This window comes from Mesorhizobium tamadayense (assembly GCF_003863365.1).
Taxonomy (GTDB): Bacteria; Pseudomonadota; Alphaproteobacteria; order Rhizobiales; family Rhizobiaceae; genus Mesorhizobium; species Mesorhizobium tamadayense.
Genome location: NZ_RQXT01000015.1, coordinates 40,913 through 55,561, shown reverse-complemented (window position 1 = coordinate 55,561; position 14,649 = coordinate 40,913). Strand labels below are relative to the sequence as shown.

The window sequence follows — 14,649 nt, the reverse complement described above, 5'->3', positions numbered from 1 at the left end:
ACCTACCGATGCTCAGCCATGACCAATGCTCGTCTGCCCATGGGCGCCAGGGAGGGTCCCGCTGTCTGGCCGGAGTGGCACGGTCAGGATGCTTACGACTATTCCGATCGATTGCCCTATACGGCCTTGGCTTGGGAATTCCTTAGGCGCAATCCGCATTCCAGCGTGACCACGCCAAAATGGCGGCGCCCGCTTACCTTGTCCAAGACGCGCTGAAATGGAGATCATCGAACTGAAGACACGAGCCCCCCGCTCGCGCAATGGAGCCGCTTTTTCGCGGACGCGCCGCAGTTGGACGCCACGTCGGCAAGGGTCTTTTAGGATCCGCACGGCTGCGCGCATATGCTGCAAGCGACCGCGGAGCCGGTTGGACACGAGCCCAGGGTTGAACCGCTCGACCTTTCTTCACTGTCATGCCGCAAGGACATCCTGCAGATTTCGGCTGGCATTCAGCATGTCCTGCTGTGCCAGGACTGTCGCCTCCGTGCTCCGCCCGTTGCGACTGTATGTCGGTGCGATCGTGCCGCCGCGGCGCCTGAAGCTCCAACTCGCTCCCCCTTCAGTGCCTGAATGCTATCTACGCCAGCGGCCGCCTCGCGGCCGCTGGCTTTCCACCGGAGCCGCGCGGACAGCGTCTGCCTATCGTGCTCCAGGCTCTGGATGGTTCCCTTGCCGGAGCATCCCATCAGGAGATCGCTATTGCCCTGTTCGGGAGACGGCGTGTCGAAGAAGGTTGGTCTCATCCAGGCAACCATATCCGCGACCAGGTGCGTCGCGCCATCCAACGTGGTCGCTACCTGATGGGCGGCGGCTACAGACAGTCTATAGTGTAATTGCGGTGACAGCTCGTAATCGGCTATTCGAAAATGGATCGGGCGTTTGCCATAAAGGGCCATTGTGCATTGCACAAAGCCGTTCGCGCGATTAGTCCTTCCACGGCGGGAATCGGGTTTGGGAAATACGCACGAAGCACTGAAAACCAATGCTTCCTTGATAGTGCATTCATACCCGGAGGACCCTCATGAACGATATGAACCCCGACAAAGCCGGCGCTGCAAGCCTCGAGGCGATCGCGCGAAATGGCAGCATGCTGCATCGCATCGCTGTGCGCATCCCGACCTATCTCTCGGATCTTCGCGAAAATCCGGCGTGGCTGCCGATGTTCATGTTGGCGCGCACCATGCCGGCACGCAAAATGCACTGGCGTGGCGCAAAGCCGGTCCGAAAGTCACAAAGAGCCCAGGACACTATGTTCGCTGGCGTCAATCGCCAGGATGTTGTCGAGGCTCTGCGGTCGGATGGGCTTTTTCCCGGTCTCGTCTTGCCAACAATCGTGTCTGAAGATGTAGCCGCATTCGCCAGGTGCACACCTTGCTTCGGCAATTTCGACCGCCGCCTCGAATTCATGCCGACGGAGCATGCGGAGGCTGAGATCCGGTTTGGCCGTCCGTTGCTCAGCGGGCACTATTTCGAGCGCATTCTGGACTGCAAGGCGGCACTTGCCATCCAAAACGATCCGCTGCTCATGGATATCGCCGCGCACTATCTCGGCGGCCAAGCGAAGCTGATCACCACACGTGTCTGGTGGAGTTTCCCCACCGGCCAGGCCTCCGACGCCGACAAGAACCTGGCATCGCTTGGCAAATACCACTTCGACCTCGATGACTGGCGGATGCTGAAGTTCTTCTTCTACCTGATGCCGGTCGACGAGGGCACCGGCCCTCATGTCTATATCCGAGGCAGCCATAACCGTCGCGCTCTCAAGCACCAGCTTACGCTTGTCGTGGGCCATCCCGCGCAAGAGGTCCTTGATGTCTATGGCGCGCAGAGCCCGGTCACGCTGACCGGGGAGGCCGGTCTCGGTTTCGTCGAGGATCCGTTCGGCTTCCATATGGGAACCGTGCCGACGCGCACGCCGCGGCTGATGATGGAAGTAGGCTTCGGCGTTTCGCCGCCCTCGCGCCGTCGTTTCCATGGCGAGCCTGTGATCCGCTGATCGAAAAGTCCCGAAACGCGTCGTTCTCCAGATCGGAAGCCTGGAATGCCGAGCGTAATTGGCAAGCGGCGCCGGGGTTCACCGTGCCGGGCTCGAACAGCGCGGCAGCTGCTAAGAAATCGCCAATAAGCCGGCGCGCGCTCACCTGCGCCAACATCCAGCGCGATGACAATTGCAGACTTTTTCGTTGGGTGTTTTATTCTACCCAAAGTTGGGTCCATGCCAACCAAAGTTGTATCCTGGAGTGGATCGGGGCAACCTCAGTGAACGGAGAGAAGGGTGCCCTTGTCGATGATTTGGCCAATGTCCAGGGTAGCAGAAGACAGCTTGCGGCCGGCCTCTTTCTGCCCGTGACACGGAGAAATGCTTGGCAGGGCAAAGAGCAGCGCAAACCAGAAACGGTTGTCTTATGGGCTTCGGCCCTCGGCCCCTTGGCTAATTTGGGGGTATACAGGGATTCCCGAGACCTTAGTCTCGACCGTGCAAAGGCCTGCTACAGCTCAGGGAGGGGAGGGACGTTTTGGACGAGCACGATCCGAAGGAAGAGCTGATCGAGACGATTTTCCGCAACGGCACAATCACTGTCCTGGGCATCCTGCTTGCCTTTTCGCTCGGCTTCGTCACCCATTGGGCGGCAAACCCCGTGCCATGGCGGCTCTACGATCTCTTCGCAGTTGCGCCGATCCTGGTCGGCATCGCGTTGCAGATGCGGGCGCTGTCGATGTTGCTCGACATAAGTTCGCTGCGCCGACCCATCTACGAACGCGCCAACCGCATCTTCATGTCCGGCCTCATCCTGACAGCGTGCGGCGTCGGGCTGGCCATCCTGCTCGATGTCTTCGCGATGTCGGCGAAGGGGTGCGCTATCCGGTGCGTAACGGCTTGTCACTGCGCTTTGGCGCTGCGCCCCTCATCGCTGTCAGTCGGTTGTTGCATCCGCCGCAGGTCAGGCATCTTGGCAGTGTCGTACCATTTGGCGCCCTTAGCGCTACAGTGGCTTCGCCGGCAGCCGGCACCGCTTGATCCTAGCCGCAGCGACACATCGCAATAGACCGGCAGTAGTAAGGCGAGGCCGAAGGTGGTAAACGCCTCGCGTGGCCGGTGATTTCCATCACCTGCTCGGCGTCAAACATGCGTGGCTTGCCACCGAACATATCACGCCATTTGCGGTTATCGCGCCAAACCGCCAACGCCGATGGCGATCCGTTGCGACCAGCAGAACCGGGTCGCCGATGCCCAGGGTTACTCGCTGAGGTGACCACAAGGAAACCCAGACCTGATGTCGCCGGGCGAGGGCTGCTTATTTCTGAAAACAACTGCCAGAGCGGCCCGCGCTTCCGCTTCTGCTTCCTGATGTTTTCTGAACTGATGCCTTGTCGTAGCAGGCGGACCGCTCAACTAACCTGCCTGTGGTAGAAAAACGCACCGACGATTCCTGGCAGTCGGGTCGGAACGATTCCGCCCAGCCGGACAAGGCAACGAAGTGATTTTGATCCGGCCCCCCAGACGAGTGTTAACTAATCCATAGGGTGGATGTTACCTATCCGTCTTATCAATTTTACCAATACTTCCGAATCCTACTATGAGATCCTGCCTGAAAGCCCGCCAGGTGGGTGTCCGTCCGCGTGCCGGCAAGAATTCGGAGACGAACATGTGCGGCATTGTTGGCATCGTTGGGCAATACACCGTGTCGGAGCGCTTGGTCGACGCGTTGAAGCGTCTGGAATATCGCGGCTATGATTCGGCCGGCGTTGCGACGATCACCGAAGGCGCCTTGCACCGCCGGCGCGCCCAGGGCAAGCTCGTCAATCTCGAGACGAGACTGAAGCAAGAGCCGCTAGGCGGCACCATCGGAATCGGCCACACGCGTTGGGCAACCCATGGGGCATCGACGGAACGCAATGCGCACCCGCACTTTACCGAGGGTGTGGCCGTCGTCCATAACGGCATCGTCGAGAATTTCGGCGAGCTGAAGGAAGAATTGACGGCGGCAGGAGCCGAGTTCCAGACCGAGACTGACACCGAGGTCGTCGCGCATCTCTTGGCAAGATACCGCCGGGAGGGCATGAGGCGGCGAGAGGCGATGCATGCCATGCTGAAACGCGTCAGGGGCACCTACGCGCTTGCCATCCTCTTCGAGGATGATCCGTCGACCATCATGGCGGCGCGCAACGGACCACCGCTGGCGATCGGTCACGGCGACGGCGAGATGTTCCTCGGCTCGGACGCGATCGCGCTTGCTCCCTTTACGAATGAAATCACCTATCTCATCGATGGCGACTGGGCAGTTATCGGCAAGACGGGCGCCCATATATTCGATTTCGACGGCCATCCCGTCGAGCGTCCGCGCCAGACCTCCATCGCCGCGGCCGATCTGGCCAACAAGGGCAATCATCGCCACTTCATGGAGAAGGAAATTTACGAGCAGCCCGAGGTAATCGCCCATGTGCTCGGCCATTATATCAATATCATGGAAAATCGCGCTGATATGGGTTCTAGCATCGATTTCGCCAGGATCCCGAGCCTCGCGATCTCTGCCTGCGGAACCGCCTATCTCGCCGGACTGATCGGAAAATACTGGTTCGAGCGCTATGCGCGCCTGCCAGTCGAAATCGACGTTGCGTCCGAATTCCGCTACCGCGAGATCCCGTTGTCGCCGCAGTCGGCGGCTCTTTTCATTTCGCAGTCTGGCGAAACCGCCGATGCGCTGGCCTCGCTGAAATACTGCAAGGAGCTTGGGCTGAAAATCGGCGCCGTCGTCAATGCCGCCGAATCGACTATCGCTCGGGAGGCCGATGCGGTCTTTCCGATCCTTGCCGGCCCGGAGATTGGCGTGGCCTCCACCAAGGCTTTCACCTGCCAGCTTGCCGTTCTTGCCGCCCTCGCCATCGGTGCTGCCAAGGCCCGCGGAACCGTAACCGAGGACGAGGTGCAGGCCCTCGTGAAGAGCCTCGCCGAAACGCCGCGCGCCATGCGCCAGGTACTGAACACCATCCAGCCGGAGATCGAACTCCTGTCGCGCGAACTGTCAAAGTGCCCTGATGTCCTGTATCTCGGCCGTGGCACCAGTTTCCCCCTCGCGATGGAAGGTGCTCTGAAGCTCAAGGAGATTTCCTACATCCACGCCGAAGGCTATGCAGCGGGTGAATTGAAGCACGGTCCGATCGCGCTAATAGACGAGAACATGCCAGTGATCGTCATCGCGCCACATGATCGCTTTTTCGACAAAACCGTCTCCAACATGCAGGAAGTGGCTGCCCGTGGAGGTCGGATTATCCTGATCACCGATGAAAGAGGGGCAGCTGCATCGAAACTCGACACGACGCACACGATCGTGCTGCCGGCCGTCGACGAGGTTATCGCGCCGATGATCTTCTCGCTGCCGATACAGCTTCTTGCCTACCACACGGCGCTCTTCATGGGTACAGATGTCGACCAGCCGCGCAATCTCGCAAAATCGGTCACCGTCGAATGATTGTGAACTCCTTGTCCGTGGCGACGGTGGTCTATGCGAACCAACACTTGTCGGCTTTATCCATCGGCCGCCTCATCCCTTCAGTCTGCGAATAAGCATGGCGGTAAAAAAATTGTCGGCAGAGGTGATCGATGCGTGATTCAAACATAAGCGCATTTCCGCCGCATCGGCGACGTCAGCGTCCGCTAGACTCGGTGGATGGTGCCGCGAGATAGCCGCGCGCGGCGGCAGGGGAGTTCGAGTTGCTGTTCCAGAAAGCCATCGGCGAGGATGAGTCGCGTGCGATCGCAGGACAAATGCGGTACAGTCGATCAGGCCAGAACCGGCTGAACCGTCATATACCGGCCGGTTGCCAGTTTCAGGCGGCCCATTGCTAATTATTTGATTTTGGTGGAGCGCCAGGTCGGGAGGAAATCTCACGATTGTCAGACGCCCTTGCTCTTCTTGGAGATGCGTATGAAGGATTCGCCTATTCCCGAGCCAGTCTTGACGGCAATGTCGCAGGGAAGCCACATCATCCGCGCTTATCGTGAGCACCTTGGTTATTCGATCGAGGATCTGGCGGTGGCGTCCGGGCTGGCCGCCGAGGAAATCCAGAACATCGAGTCGGGGCTGAGGTACAACAAGGGCTATCGGGCTCGGATCGCGAGATCGCTGTCCCTACCTGCGGGGATTCTTGAGGCGGAGTCGGATATATTGGACGCTGCCTGTTCCGTGCAACGCGCAGCAGGCACGATTGCAACTGTAGGTGACTGATAGCGACGAATGGCCGAAGCTACTGCGAGCGGCGCGACACGACCTCTGGGAGGCAACGCGCCGGTTTTAGCATCAGAAATCCTCCACTGGTTCATTGTCCGCACTACTGAGCGGCATCTTCTAGCTTCGTGGACAGGTTTCGTGGGGGTCTTAAGTGTGCCCCACGAAAGCCAGAAGCGGCGCGATGCCGTGATTGTCGGCTGACTTCAGAGCAGCGATATAGGCTGTGCGCCGTTCACCCAGCTTTTGGAGATCGGAGCCCGCCGTCCAATCGATGGGCTCCGTTCCATAGACTTTATCCAGCACAGTATCGGCCAGAATGCGTGCGTGACGCCCGTTTCCGTTGAGAAACGGATAAATGAAGACAAGACGATGATGAAGCCGGACAGCAGCCTTCTTGGGCGGATACGTCTCGTGCTCCACCCACTAGCAGGCGTCGTCCATTGTGCCGCGCAGCTGAATCCCAATTTGGATTGGATCAACGCCGATGTTCTTCCCGGTCTTTCGAAACGCTCCTGCCCAGTTCCACACGTCGCAAAGAGCCCGCCGGTGAAGCTCGATTGCAAAATCGTCCGAGAGAATGTTCTTGCGATGCGTGCGGGCGAGCCAGCGCAGCCCGGAAACGATGTTGGCCTGCTCAAGCTCGTCTAGCTCGCCCTGCCTGGTGATGTGCTTGTACTTAAGCCCACCGAGCTCGACGGGGCAATGTGGCGGCTCACAATAGCTGCTGTCGCCGATGCCGTGGCCCGTTTCGGTTGCGTCAAGACCCAAGCCGAAAGCCCCTCCTCTTAAGCCTCGCCGTGACGTCCCACGAAGCTCGGGACCACCTGGCGCTTGATCAAACCGGCGAGAACTGGTTTCCACAGGTCCGTCTCTTCAGAGCATTTGCTTGGTTCTGAACATTCATTGAAGAGGCTCAGCCCCGCTCTCGGCAACCTGCTGCGCCACAGCACGTCAGCGTATCACTTCCACCGGGTTCACAAAGGTGACTCGCTGAGGTAGGGGGAGCTCAGAGAAATCTCCGGTCGCAGCCTTACCCGGTCAAAACAAGGATACCAACGATGAAGACTCTCGTCATCTGCTCCGGCGGATTGGACTCCGTTTCCCTTGCTCATAAAGTCGCAGCGGAGCACGAGCTCGCCGGCCTCCTATCATTCGATTACGGCCAACGGCACAGTAAGGAATTGGGCTTCGCCGCCCTGTGTGCTGAGCGTCTGAACGTCCCGCATAGCATCATCGACATCCGCGAAATCGGTCGCGGGCTTTCGGGCTCCGCGCTGACCGATAGTGTGGAGGTGCCGGACGGGCACTACGCCGAAGACACGATGAAGATCACGGTGGTGCCGAACCGGAACGCCATCATGTTGGCCACCGCCTTCGGTTTCGCCGCCGCGCATAAGGTCGAAGCGGTGGCGACGGCCGTCCATGGCGGGGATCATTTCATTTATCCCGACTGCCGTCCGGCCTTCATCGACGCTTTCCAGATGATGCAAGACCGCGCGCTCGACGGCTACGCGAAGATTGGCCTTTATGCGCCCTATGTGAATCTCACGAAGGCGGACATTGTCGTGGATGGAGCAACATACGGCACGCCATTTGCGCAGACCTGGTCGTGCTACAAGGGCGGCGAGCGTCATTGTGGACGGTGCGGGACCTGCGTCGAGCGGCGCGAAGCCTTTCTTCTCTCGGGCCACGCCGATCCCACTGACTACGAGGACGCCGGCTTCTGGCTCGAGGCGCTGCGGAGGAGGAGCGCGTAATGTTCCGGATCACCAAGGAATTCCATTTCTCAGCCTCGCATCAGCTCACCTCTTTGCCGCCCGACCATCAGTGTGCGCGCCTGCACGGGCACAACTACATCGTCGAGGTGGAGCTTTCGGCAAAGGAACTGAATGAGCACGGCTTCGTGCGCGACTATCACGAGCTGGCGCCGCTCAAACGGTACATCGACGAGGGCTTCGACCATCGACACCTCAACGACGTGCTCGGCCATAAGCAGGTCACGGCGGAATACCTGGCCAGACATTTCTATCAATGGTGCAAAGCACGCCTGCCCGAGACCGCGGCCGTGCGGGTGAGCGAAACCCCGAAAACCTGGGCGGAATACCGGCCATGACGGATACGCATCCGGCAATCCGTGTGAGCGAGATATTCGGGCCGACGATCCAGGGCGAGGGCGTGCTCATGGGCTTGCCGACGGTCTTTATCAGAACCGGCGGGTGCGACTATCGCTGTTCCTGGTGCGACAGCCTCCATGCGGTGGACAATCGATTTCGTCATGAATGGGAGACGATGCCAATCGATGCGGTGTGGCAAAGCGTTGTTGCGCTTTCCGGTGGCCGGCCAGTGATGGTGTCACTGTCGGGCGGCAATCCGGCCATTCAGCCGTTCGGCGCGCTCATCGAGCGAGGCCATGATGACGGCTACCGTTTTGCGCTGGAAACCCAAGGTTCGGTGGCCAGGGACTGGTTTGCGGATCTCGACGTGCTGGTCCTCAGCCCAAAGCCGCCGTCAAGCGAAATGAGGACCGATTGGGCTGCGTTCGAGACATGCATCGAATCGGCGCAGGAGAAGCCGCAAATCGTGCTCAAGCTGGTTGTTTTCGACGAGGGTGACTACGCCTTCGCCAAAGGCGCGGCCGCGCGATTTCCGCGCCTTCTGGTCTATCTGCAACCTGGCAATCACACGCCACCGCGCCCTGGCAATGAAGACGCACCTGTCGACCTGGACGGAATAAACAAACGCATGGAGTGGCTTGTGGAAAAGGTGACACGCGACAGGTGGTTCGAAGCCCGCGTGCTGCCGCAGTTGCACGTTATGCTCTGGGGGAACAAGAGAGGCGTCTAGGCTCGCGAGCCATCAAAACGCACCGCGGGTGACAGCCAATTTGGAAACCGACAAGGTGTTTGCTTGCTCGATCCCGCACGACCAGCACGCGGCCGAGCCGGATGACGGTCCTGATGTCGGGCAGGTTCTCCAGCCGCGAACACGTCGGCTGCGAGCACAGGTCGAGCCCGCTATCGGGCAACCGTCCGCAGGCGAGCTTGAAGGCTGGATCGGTGCGCAGCCGGTTGAGATCGTTGGCATCCTCATAACCGCAGGCGATGGCGAAGATGCGGGCGCGCAGGATGTCGGCCATGGCGTGCGTCACGCGCGCTCGATCACGTGGATTGTGGATCGCAGCCGCAAGCCGGTCGCGTCGCGGCAGTCGGTGGCCGATGGCGTTCCAACATCAGCAGCCAGCGATCGCTGTAGTTAAGGCTTTCGCGGTGGACTTAATCGGATGGGCGTTCGTGGCTGACACTCTGGGCGGAGTGGACAATCAAGCTTCATTCGCTCGCCGGACCGCTACTCGGCATCTTGCGGCAGAGTGGCCCACAGATTCAGAATCACAATAAAGTTGAAAAATAACAATGCTAATGTTATTTTACAGTAATGATGTTATCTACAGCTCGTCCACCCATGGCCGTCGACAGAATCTCGGAGTACCTCAGGTCGGTATTGCGCGCCGATGTCCGCATTGAGCGGCTCGCCTCCCGCGGACAAATCCCCCTCTTCGTCGAGGATCTCTACGACCTCTACATGGCGAGGATCCTGGGCCGATCATGCGTCTTGATGGTCTCATCCCACCCACCAGGCACCTCCTCAAGCGTAGCCAAGCATGTCGCACTCGTCCAGAAAAGCCTGGGGAGGATCGCGATCACGGTGTTTCCGGCACTCGATGGGCGACAACGCTCGAGTCTCGTGGCCGCCGGCGTTGCGTTCATGGTGCCGGGCAACCAGCTTTTTGTCCCGGCTCTCGCCGCCGACCTGAGCGAACGCTTCCTTACCGAAGCGATGCGTGTAGAGTCGCATTTGACGCCGACTGCCCAGGCGATCATCCTCCTTTGGTTGTTGAATAGGGAAGGATGGAGCGGAACCACGTTGTCGCTCTCGGCGCGCCTCGGCGTCGCGTCCATGTCCATCATCAGGGCTTTCGACGAGATTCAGAAGCTAGAATTTGGAGAGACGGGCAAGCGCGGTCGCGAGCGGGAGATCGCCTTCAGCTCGGATAGGCGAAAACTCTTCGAGCGATGCCTGCCTCTGTTCCAGAACCCCGCGCGTACGACCAGAGCTTTCCCGCCATCCCTCGGGTATCCCGATCTTCCCATGGCTGGAGAGAGCGCCCTATCGATGCTGACGGATCTCGGCGCGCCGGCTGTGCCCATGTTCGCGGTCGCCTCGAGGTCTTGGGGCAGCTTGGCGCTTCCGGAAGCCGACACGGCTGGTGAAAGCGGCTTCGCGGTCGAGAGCTGGTCCTACGATCCCGTTCCCCTGGCGAGCAACCGCTTCGTCGACCCGCTTTCCCTCTACATCCAATTCCACGGCAATCCCGACGAACGGGTGGCGCTGGCAGCCGACTCTCTCTTGGAGAACTTCAAATGGTGAAAGGCATCGAGCGCTTCGCAGAACACTTCGCGGGTTTCGAGGAGCAGTACGCCGTCATCGGCGGCGCTGCCTGCGACTTGCTGTTCGATGATGTTGGCCTCCAGTTTCGGGGCACGAAGGACATCGACATGGTCGTCTGCGTGGAGGTCGTCGAATTGGCCTTCGCGGAGCGGTTCGGGTCCTTTCTCGATGCCGGAGGTTACGAAGCACGGGAGCATGGGGACGGGAAGCGGCAGTTCTACCGCTTCCATAAGCCAAAAGACGACACTTATCCCTACATGCTGGAGCTGTTCACCCGGCGGCAAGAAGTGATCACGCTTCCGGAGTCGGCAGTGGTCACAAGGATCGTCGCGGAAGATGATGCCGCAAGTTTGTCCGCCATTCTGCTCGACGACGACTACTACGCCGCCATCGCCGCAGCGCGGCGCGTTGTGTCGGGCGTATCGATCATCGACGAGAGCCTCCTTATCCCGTTTAAGGCCCGCGCCTTCCTCGACCTGTCGACCCGCGCGGCGGCCGGGGAAAAGATCGATTCCAAGACTATCAAAAAACACCGCAACGACATCGTTCGCTTGTCGCAGTTACTGGTAGCCGATGTCGCCATCGATTTCGGGGAGACCATCAGGAACGACATGCGAAGGTTTCTCAAGACGATCGAAGAACGCGAGGACGTCGACACGAAGTCCCTCGGCTTGAAGGCGCCGATCCAAGAGGTCTTGGCCAGACTGCGCTTGGCTTACGGTATCTAGCCGAACAGGAAGTCGCGGACCGGGTGTTTTGGCCGAAACTGCCCGCGGACAGCCTCAGGAGCGCTCGAGGACGCGGGGTTGCTCTCGAAAGACTCCTGGCAGGCGACATCATGCCGGGGTTTGCAGATGCCGGCGATAATGTGCCGACGCCGTCATGGACGATCCGCGCCAAGGTCGGAGGACCCGGCCGCCGACCTGAGGCTCGCTGAACTGGAATGTCGCGATGGGGCTTTGACGAGGTCCGATCGTCGGCCACGCGCAGACTGCGTTGGAGCCGCATCCCTGACTTCGATCTGCGGCTCTTCCCTGTCGGGATTAACGACAAAGGTCAGCCGCTGCCGGTTCTCTTCGCGCGCTGACCGAATCCAGATAACCGGACAGCATTGTGTCCGCCATCTCTTGGCAGTTTGTCAGATTGGCTTCACTGCCCCGCCGATCGTTCCACTCTCTAACCCGTCTTATGCACGACGACCGGTCTGAGAGGTTGGCGGATGCAGCTTAAACGATTGATTTAGGCGTAGGATTCGGTTGTCTAAGCCAACCCTGCCACCGGCTCTCGCGAGCCACACCCGCCATGACCGATGATACGTTGCTGCCGCTCTCATTTCCAGCCGTTGGGCGCAAGAAGATCACAGCTGCGTTCGACGGCGGACGCATCACCTCGGATGGTGGCGTCATGCTGCTGGCCGCAGCCGAGCGACGCCTGCAACTGGCCGACAGGCTGGCCGCCGCGATCCACGATCCGCGCGATCCAGCGCGGGTGACGCACGCCATGGCCGACATTGTGCGCGCCCGCATCTTTGCGATCGCCTGCGGCTACGAGGATGCCAACGATCTCGACCGGCTGCGCACCGACCCGGCCTTCAAGTTCGCCTGCGGTCGGCTGCCCGACAGCGGGCTGGATCTGTGCTCGCAGCCGACATGCTCGCGCCTCGAGAACCTGCCCGACCTGCGCACCGTCATCCGGCTCGGCTGGGTGCTGGTCGATCTGTGGTTGTCGAGCTATGACGCGCCCCCCAAAAGCGTCACGCTCGACATCGACGACACGGTGGATGTCGTTCACGGCCATCAGCAGCTCTCGCTCTTCAACGCCCATTATGACGAGCGCTGCTTCCTGCCGATCCACATCTACGACGCCGCGACAGGACGCCCGGTCGCCATGATCCTGCGTCCCGGCAAGACCGCGACGGGCAAGGAGATCCGCGGCCATCTGCGCCGGCTCATCCGGCGCATTCGCGTCCGCTGGCCGACCACCCGCATCCTGGCCCGCGGCGATGGCCACTATGGCCGGGCGCAAGTCATGGCATGGTGCGAGGACAATGCGGTCGACTACCTCTTCGGCCTGCCCGGCAACAAGGTTCTCCAGCGTCTCGTCGATGAAGCCGCCGACGATATCCGCACCCACCGCGCGCTCGAGCAGAGGCCGGTGCTGCGCGGTTACGCCGAGACCCGATACAAGGCGAAATCCTGGAAGGCGGAACGTCGCGTCTGCGCCCGCATCGAGGCAACCACCCGCGGCCTCGACATCCGCTTCGTCGTCACCAATCTCGACAAAGGCTCCGCCGAACATGTCTACGACGTGATCTACTGCGCCCGCGGCCAGGCCGAAAACCTGATCAAGATGCACAAGAGCCAGCTCGCCTCCGACCGCACCAGCTGCCGCTCACCGATTGCCAACCAGGTCCGCCTCGTCCTGCACACCGCCGCATACTGGCTGATGCTCACCCTGCGCGAGGCGGTGCCCACGACCCATCATCTCAGCAAAGCCGAGTTCGCCACTCTGCGGCTCAGGCTTCTCAAGCTCGGCGCCCGCGTCACCGAAACCATCTCGCGCATCCGTCTGGCCTTCGCCGCCGCCTGTCTCGAGGCAAGTCTGTTCCGAGCGATCGCCATCACGCGGCAGCCCGAAGGGCCATGAGCGCCGGGGCAGCAAAGCCCCGCCGAACCCGATACTTGACCCTCCAGCGCGTTCCAAAGTCCAGTCTCAGCCGCGGTGAAAAAGACGCCTCACACCTTCGTGACCGAACGCCCAGCGGCAAGAGAACCAGGCCGCTCGTGAATAGGACGGGCTAACTAGCTGAAAAACAGCCACAAATTTACCCCATATCTGTCTACTAGGGTGGCGCGAGATTTGCCTCAGTAGCTAAGAGGCTGCGGAGCCGTATTCGTGTCGCGAGGCACAGCGAAAGAAGGAACAACTTGCCAGATCTGCGACCGAAAATGCTTTTTGTGGCCGGCAACATCACCAACGGTATTCTGAAACATGCCAACGGGGCGGCGGTACCGCAGAAGTGGAAACATCACGGTAGTACGCGCCCCGGCTCCGCTGCGTGAATACCTTCACGCCAACATTTTTATGTAGTCGCCACCGAGGAGCAGTAGGCCTTTTGGGTGTAGCCGACGCAGGACTACTGCACGTGCTCTTCACGACCGGCGGCTGGTTGTTCCGACGGAGTTCCTACGCAGCGTCCACGTCGCACGCGCAATAGGGGCATTGCGAAAAAGGGGATCGAGTTAGATCAGAACGAATGCTTCGCTACCCGGCGCGCAGCGATGGCGGACAGGATTTGCATGTCCTTGCCGGCATGCCTCCCGTACAAATAACCATAGCTTGCCTTCGGCTTCGGGAGCGGGCGGAAGCCGCGCTTCCAGGTCAGAACAACGGCCTCTAGCTTCCACAATAATGACTAAATCTGTATTCCCGCAATCAAAATTAAGAAAAGGATAGCGCTATGATTGTGCGTAGCCTGCACGATGTTGAAGCGACCGATCACTTCGTCGATCGGGGCAATGGTGCTGGCCACCGCCTCCTGACGGATAAGGACGGCATGGGCTTTAGCATCTGCCACACCGTAGTGCGCGCTAACACCGTCTCGCTTCTGCAATACCGTAATCATCTCGAAGCCTGCTACTGCGTCGCCGGAGAGGGCGAGGTCGAGGACATGGACGGTAATGTCTTCCCCATTCGCAAGGGAGACATCTATGTGCTTGACAAGCATGACAAGCATCTTCTGCGGGGCGCTGTCCAAACAAGCGGAGCCAGCTCTCTTTGACATTCCAGGCTCCGCTTGCTTTGCCCGGAACACATCGGGCGAGATCCGGAAGGCTTGTGCCGATTGACAGCGCGCTCAATGATAGGATGTCCGACGATGTCGGATAAGTGACACAGCAGTATTATTTCTATCATATTGATTGAGAACGATTTCACCTTTGGCACAATACATGCGTAGTCCTCTAAAAAGGCG

Annotated in this window: 14 protein-coding genes and 2 pseudogenes; 13 read left to right on the top strand and 3 right to left on the bottom strand. The window is 60.1% G+C overall.

The annotated features are described in order from the left end of the window. The first annotated feature begins 18 nt into the window (after positions 1-18). The 6 genes from EH240_RS40080 to EH240_RS14475 all read left to right on the top strand — a co-directional run bounded on the left by EH240_RS40080 (position 19) and on the right by EH240_RS14475 (position 6,227). Positions 19-216, top strand: a complete 198-nt coding sequence (locus EH240_RS40080; RefSeq protein WP_425374800.1) for a transcriptional regulator domain-containing protein — start codon at positions 19-21, stop codon at positions 214-216. A 428-nt stretch (positions 217-644) separates the two neighbouring features. Beyond that, a complete protein-coding gene (locus EH240_RS40075) occupies positions 645-833 on the top strand; it encodes a DUF2285 domain-containing protein (RefSeq protein ID WP_425374799.1) in 189 nt (62 codons plus the stop codon). Between the two features lie 188 nt (positions 834-1,021). Continuing rightward, entirely contained in the window at positions 1,022-1,996 is a 975-nt protein-coding gene (locus EH240_RS14495; protein WP_124999270.1) for a hypothetical protein, read from the top strand. A 520-nt stretch (positions 1,997-2,516) separates the two neighbouring features. After that, positions 2,517-3,047 (top strand): hypothetical protein, encoded by a 531-nt coding sequence (locus tag EH240_RS40070; RefSeq protein WP_425374798.1) that lies wholly within the window; start codon positions 2,517-2,519, stop codon positions 3,045-3,047. Positions 3,048-3,647: 600 nt separating this feature from the next. Further along, positions 3,648-5,471, top strand: a complete 1,824-nt coding sequence (glmS, locus tag EH240_RS14480) for a glutamine--fructose-6-phosphate transaminase (isomerizing) (RefSeq protein WP_124999268.1) — start codon at positions 3,648-3,650, stop codon at positions 5,469-5,471. Between the two features lie 456 nt (positions 5,472-5,927). Then, positions 5,928-6,227 (top strand): helix-turn-helix domain-containing protein, encoded by a 300-nt coding sequence (locus EH240_RS14475; protein ID WP_124999266.1) that lies wholly within the window; start codon positions 5,928-5,930, stop codon positions 6,225-6,227. Positions 6,228-6,377: 150 nt separating this feature from the next. On the opposite strand, the gene EH240_RS38940 is transcribed toward EH240_RS14475, so the two are convergent. Both EH240_RS38940 and EH240_RS38935 read right to left on the bottom strand, forming a co-directional pair. Beyond that, complete coding sequence (locus tag EH240_RS38940; protein ID WP_245436048.1) at positions 6,378-6,650, bottom strand: Fic family protein; 273 nt, start codon at positions 6,648-6,650, stop codon at positions 6,378-6,380. Positions 6,651-6,653: 3 nt separating this feature from the next. Next, entirely contained in the window at positions 6,654-6,998 is a 345-nt protein-coding gene (locus EH240_RS38935; protein ID WP_245436041.1) for a hypothetical protein, read from the bottom strand. A gap of 290 nt (positions 6,999-7,288) precedes the next feature. Here EH240_RS38935 and queC point away from each other — a divergent pair, with 290 nt between their 5' ends. Genes queC through queE form a run of 3 tightly spaced genes read left to right on the top strand, consistent with a single transcriptional unit; the run spans position 7,289 to position 9,074 of the window. Then, the gene (gene queC / locus EH240_RS14465) at positions 7,289-7,987 is read left to right on the top strand and encodes a 7-cyano-7-deazaguanine synthase QueC (RefSeq protein WP_124999264.1); all 699 of its coding nucleotides are present in this window, start codon (positions 7,289-7,291) and stop codon (positions 7,985-7,987) included. Continuing rightward, positions 7,987-8,343: a 6-carboxytetrahydropterin synthase QueD gene (queD, locus tag EH240_RS14460; protein WP_124999262.1), complete on the top strand. Its 357-nt coding sequence runs from the start codon at positions 7,987-7,989 to the stop codon at positions 8,341-8,343. The genes queC and queD overlap by 1 nt, the downstream gene beginning before the upstream one ends. After that, entirely contained in the window at positions 8,340-9,074 is a 735-nt protein-coding gene (queE, locus tag EH240_RS14455) for a 7-carboxy-7-deazaguanine synthase QueE (RefSeq protein ID WP_124999260.1), read from the top strand. The genes queD and queE overlap by 4 nt, the downstream gene beginning before the upstream one ends. 79 nt (positions 9,075-9,153) lie before the next feature. Here queE and EH240_RS14450 read toward each other — a convergent pair. Next, a pseudogene (locus EH240_RS14450) lies at positions 9,154-9,438 on the bottom strand (transposase); the annotation flags it as partial. A 251-nt stretch (positions 9,439-9,689) separates the two neighbouring features. Here EH240_RS14450 and EH240_RS14445 point away from each other — a divergent pair. From EH240_RS14445 to EH240_RS14430, 4 genes and pseudogenes are all read left to right on the top strand, one after another. Then, the gene (locus EH240_RS14445) at positions 9,690-10,655 is read left to right on the top strand and encodes a hypothetical protein (protein WP_124999258.1); all 966 of its coding nucleotides are present in this window, start codon (positions 9,690-9,692) and stop codon (positions 10,653-10,655) included. Further along, positions 10,649-11,404, top strand: a complete 756-nt coding sequence (locus EH240_RS14440; protein WP_124999256.1) for a hypothetical protein — start codon at positions 10,649-10,651, stop codon at positions 11,402-11,404. Before EH240_RS14445 ends, EH240_RS14440 begins: the two co-directional genes overlap by 7 nt. 574 nt (positions 11,405-11,978) lie before the next feature. Beyond that, positions 11,979-13,322 (top strand): IS1380 family transposase, encoded by a 1,344-nt coding sequence (locus EH240_RS14435; protein ID WP_124999254.1) that lies wholly within the window; start codon positions 11,979-11,981, stop codon positions 13,320-13,322. Positions 13,323-14,136: 814 nt separating this feature from the next. Then, a pseudogene (locus EH240_RS14430) lies at positions 14,137-14,564 on the top strand (ectoine synthase). Positions 14,565-14,649: the final 85 nt, after the last annotated feature.

Bases quoted from the DNA above. Each gene is read 5' to 3' on its own strand.
- EH240_RS40080 (WP_425374800.1), top strand. From the start codon at position 19: ATGACCAATGCTCGTCTGCCCATGGGCGCCAGGGAGGGTCCCGCTGTC.
- EH240_RS14495 (WP_124999270.1), top strand. From the start codon at position 1,022: ATGAACGATATGAACCCCGACAAAGCCGGCGCTGCAAGCCTCGAGGCG.
- glmS (WP_124999268.1), top strand. From the start codon at position 3,648: ATGTGCGGCATTGTTGGCATCGTTGGGCAATACACCGTGTCGGAGCGC.
- EH240_RS14475 (WP_124999266.1), top strand. From the start codon at position 5,928: ATGAAGGATTCGCCTATTCCCGAGCCAGTCTTGACGGCAATGTCGCAG.
- queC (WP_124999264.1), top strand. From the start codon at position 7,289: ATGAAGACTCTCGTCATCTGCTCCGGCGGATTGGACTCCGTTTCCCTT.
- queD (WP_124999262.1), top strand. From the start codon at position 7,987: ATGTTCCGGATCACCAAGGAATTCCATTTCTCAGCCTCGCATCAGCTC.
- queE (WP_124999260.1), top strand. From the start codon at position 8,340: ATGACGGATACGCATCCGGCAATCCGTGTGAGCGAGATATTCGGGCCG.
- EH240_RS14445 (WP_124999258.1), top strand. From the start codon at position 9,690: ATGGCCGTCGACAGAATCTCGGAGTACCTCAGGTCGGTATTGCGCGCC.
- EH240_RS14440 (WP_124999256.1), top strand. From the start codon at position 10,649: ATGGTGAAAGGCATCGAGCGCTTCGCAGAACACTTCGCGGGTTTCGAG.
- EH240_RS14435 (WP_124999254.1), top strand. From the start codon at position 11,979: ATGACCGATGATACGTTGCTGCCGCTCTCATTTCCAGCCGTTGGGCGC.